At 68.4% G+C, this 3047-nt stretch carries 3 protein-coding genes; all 3 read right to left on the bottom strand.

What is annotated here, in order from left to right:
* Positions 1–1382: iron ABC transporter permease (locus ABIR74_RS10200; RefSeq protein ID WP_348177699.1), on the bottom strand; the 1382-nt coding region annotated here is incomplete at its 3' end.
* Entirely contained in the window at positions 1379–2437 is a 1059-nt protein-coding gene (locus ABIR74_RS10195; RefSeq protein ID WP_348177697.1) for a thiamine ABC transporter substrate-binding protein, read from the bottom strand. The genes ABIR74_RS10195 and ABIR74_RS10200, both read right to left, overlap by 4 nt.
* A gap of 73 nt (positions 2438–2510) precedes the next feature.
* Positions 2511–3047 (bottom strand): thiamine diphosphokinase (locus tag ABIR74_RS10190; protein WP_348177695.1); only part of this gene is annotated, 537 nt, incomplete at its 5' end.

Below are 3047 nucleotides of genomic sequence, written 5' to 3'. Positions count from 1 at the left end.
TCTGCCCGGGCGACGAACACCGTTGCGCCGAACTCGCCGAGCGAGATCGCGAAGGCGAACCCGGCGGCGGCTGCGAATGCGCGTCCGGCGAGCGGGAGGTCTACCTCCCGCCACGCGCGCGAGGGCGACGCGCCGAGCGTTTCTGCAACCTCCTTCAGTCGTGGTTCGATGGAACGGAGCGCGGGCGTGACGATCCGGATCACGAAGGGCGTGGCGACGAGCGCCTGTGCAACGGGGACGAGCCACCACGACGAGCGGAAGTCGAGTGGGGGCGAGTCGAACGCGATCACGAACCCGAATCCGAGCATCACCGCGGAGGCGCCGAGCGGCAGCAGGACGAAGCCGTCGATGGCACCAGGAGGTCTCCGCGCGAGCGCGTGTGCAGCGAAGCCGCCGATGAGCAGCGCGATCATCGCTGCGACGGCGGCGAAGGCAACCGAGTAGCCGGCTGCCTGCCACGGTTCGACGAGAAGCACGGGCGTCTCCCGGAAGAGCGCGGCCCAGTTGCCGAGCGACCGTTCGACGAGAACGACGAGCGGGAGAGCGAGCGCAAGTGCGGCGAGGCCGAGCACCGTGACGAGAGCGACGTGCTCTCGGGGTGTCGGCCGTCGCAGCACGTCTCGCTCGCTCGTCAGCTTGGCCGCGACGCCGGCCCGTCCCTCGAGGATGCTGGCGATTGCCAGCACGATCGCAACGGCTCCGAGCTGGAGAAGGGAGAGGACGGCTGCGGCTTCCAGGTCGAACTGTCGCGCAGCGCGGTTGTAGATCTCGGTCTCGAGCGTCGCTCGGCCGGGGCCACCGAGAATCAGGATGACGCCGAACGACGTGAAACAGAAGAGGAACGTCAGGGCGGCGGACGCGGAGAGGGAGGGAGCCAGCTGCGGCAGGGTCACCTCACGGAGCCGCCGCCACGGTCCCGCGCCGAGGACGGTCGCCGCCTCACCGGAGGAAGGGTCGATGGTCGCCCACGCTCCCCCGACGATGCGCACGACGACGGCGACGTTGAAGAAGACATGTGCGGCGAGGATCGCCCAGATGCCGCCCTCGTAGTCGTCCGGGAGTACCTCGAGGAACGCTGCGGCGACGACCACGGTCGGGAGGACGAAGGGAACGAGCACGAGCGCGCGTGCCGTCGAACGGCCTCGATACCGGAAGCGGCCGATCGCCCACGCGAGCGGAAGACCTGCGACGAGTGTCAGGAGCGTCGAGACGGACGCCTGCCAGATCGTAAACACGAGCAGCGAGCCCGTCCCCGTCGGGAGCGAGAGGCGTCCATCTCCCGTCAATCCGCGCTCGAGGATGGAGAGGAGCGGGTAGGCGAAAAAGAGCAGGACGAAAGCCGCCGGCACGGCGACCGCGGAGGCTCGCCAGGCGCGCGTCACCGGAGAACGGTCTGCGTCCACTCGTCGATCCACCGGTCTCGGTTCGCGCCGATCTCGTCCGCCGGAAGCGTGAGCGGCGTGGAAGGCGAGACGGCGTATCGGCGGAACGTGTCGGGCAGAGGTGTGCCCGTGCGCACCGGCAGCACGAACATGCTCTCGGGCAGTGCCGCCTGGAACCGCTCCGAGAGCATGAAGTCGATCAGCGCGTGGGCGCCGTCGACGTTCTTCGCGCCGTCGAGCACGCCTGCGAGCTCGACCTGTCGGAAGCAGCTCTCCGTGACGGCTGCCGTCGGGGCGCTCGTGGGTGGCTTGGCGGCAAAGATCACCTCCGCCGCCGGGCTCGTGGCGTAGGAGACGACGATCGGACGATTCCCCTTGCTCCCTCCTGCGCCCGAGAATCGCTGCGTATAGGCCTCCTCCCACCCGTCCACGACGAGCACGCCGTTGGCTCGCAACTGACGCCAGTAGTCGCGCCAGCCGTCCTCACCGAAGCGCGCGACGCTCGCGAGCATGAACGCGAGCCCCGGCGTCGAGGTGGCGGGATTCTGGACGACGAGCAGCTTGCGATAACGCGGCGCTGTGAGATCGTCGAGCGAGGTCGGCGGCGCGATTCCGCGGGAGGCGAACCAGTTCCGGTCGATGTTCAGGCAGGCGTCCCCGTGGTCGATCGGCGTCACTCGATGCTTCGGGTCGAGGACGAACGAGCTCTCGACGTCATCGAGCTCGGTTGCCTCGTACTCGTCGAAGAGGCCCTCGTCGAGTGCGCGCGAGAGCAGGTTGTTGTCGATCCCGAAGAGAACGTCCCCCTGCGGATTCCCCTTTGTGAGCAGCGCTCGGTTGACCGCTTCGCCCGCGTCCCCGCCCTGAAGGATCTTCAGTTTGAAGCCGCTCTCCTGCTCGAACGCGGCCTTCACTGCCTTCGGAATCACGAACGAGTCGTGCGTGACGAGCACGACCTCCTTCCCGGCGCTGCTGTCTCCCGCGTCGCCGCATCCGGCGACGAGGGAGGCCGCGACGAGCGCCAGCGCGACCGAGCGCTTGTGCCAAATCGTCACAATGATCCGTCGCTTTGACAGCGAGCCGGCGAGGTGCTCGAGTGGTTCGCGATCGCCAGCTTGTGCCAAATCGTCACAAGGGACCCTCGTGCTCGGGGCTGATCGCGAGCAGACAGCCTCGATCGACCGTGATCCGTGCCTCGGATGAGGAGAAGACGTTCGAGATCCCGCGACTCGTGCCCGGCGGCAGCGTTCCGTTCCGGAGTGGATATTCGAGGCCGTCGGTTGTTACGCCTTCCGCTGCGCCGTGCACTGGAAGCAAGGTCAGGATGTCCCCCGGGGCACCTGTAATCGTGCGCGATCCGCGGATGACGGAGACGCACGCATCTCCGAGGTATGCGTCGATCTCCGTGGAGGCGTAGCGCTCGTCTGCGAGGAGCAGCACCGAGCCGAGCAGGTGGTCGAGACGGCCGCCGCCAGACCCGACGACAGCGATACGCGTGGGGCGGAGAGCAATGGCAGCGTCGAGCGCGAGCTCGAGGTCGGTCGCGTCCTTCGCGGCCGGGTGCCGCTCGACCCGTGCACCACCCGCCTCGGCTGCGGCGAGTCCTGCCGCAGAGACCGAGTCGAAGTCGCCGATCGCGAGGTCGACGCGAAGGCCGAGCGCGAG

It is taken from the genome of Gaiella sp., from assembly GCF_039915195.1.
GTDB lineage: Bacteria > Actinomycetota > Thermoleophilia > Gaiellales > Gaiellaceae > Gaiella.
Note: the sequence above shows the minus strand (reverse complement) of the source record. Positions and strands in the feature narration are given on the sequence as shown.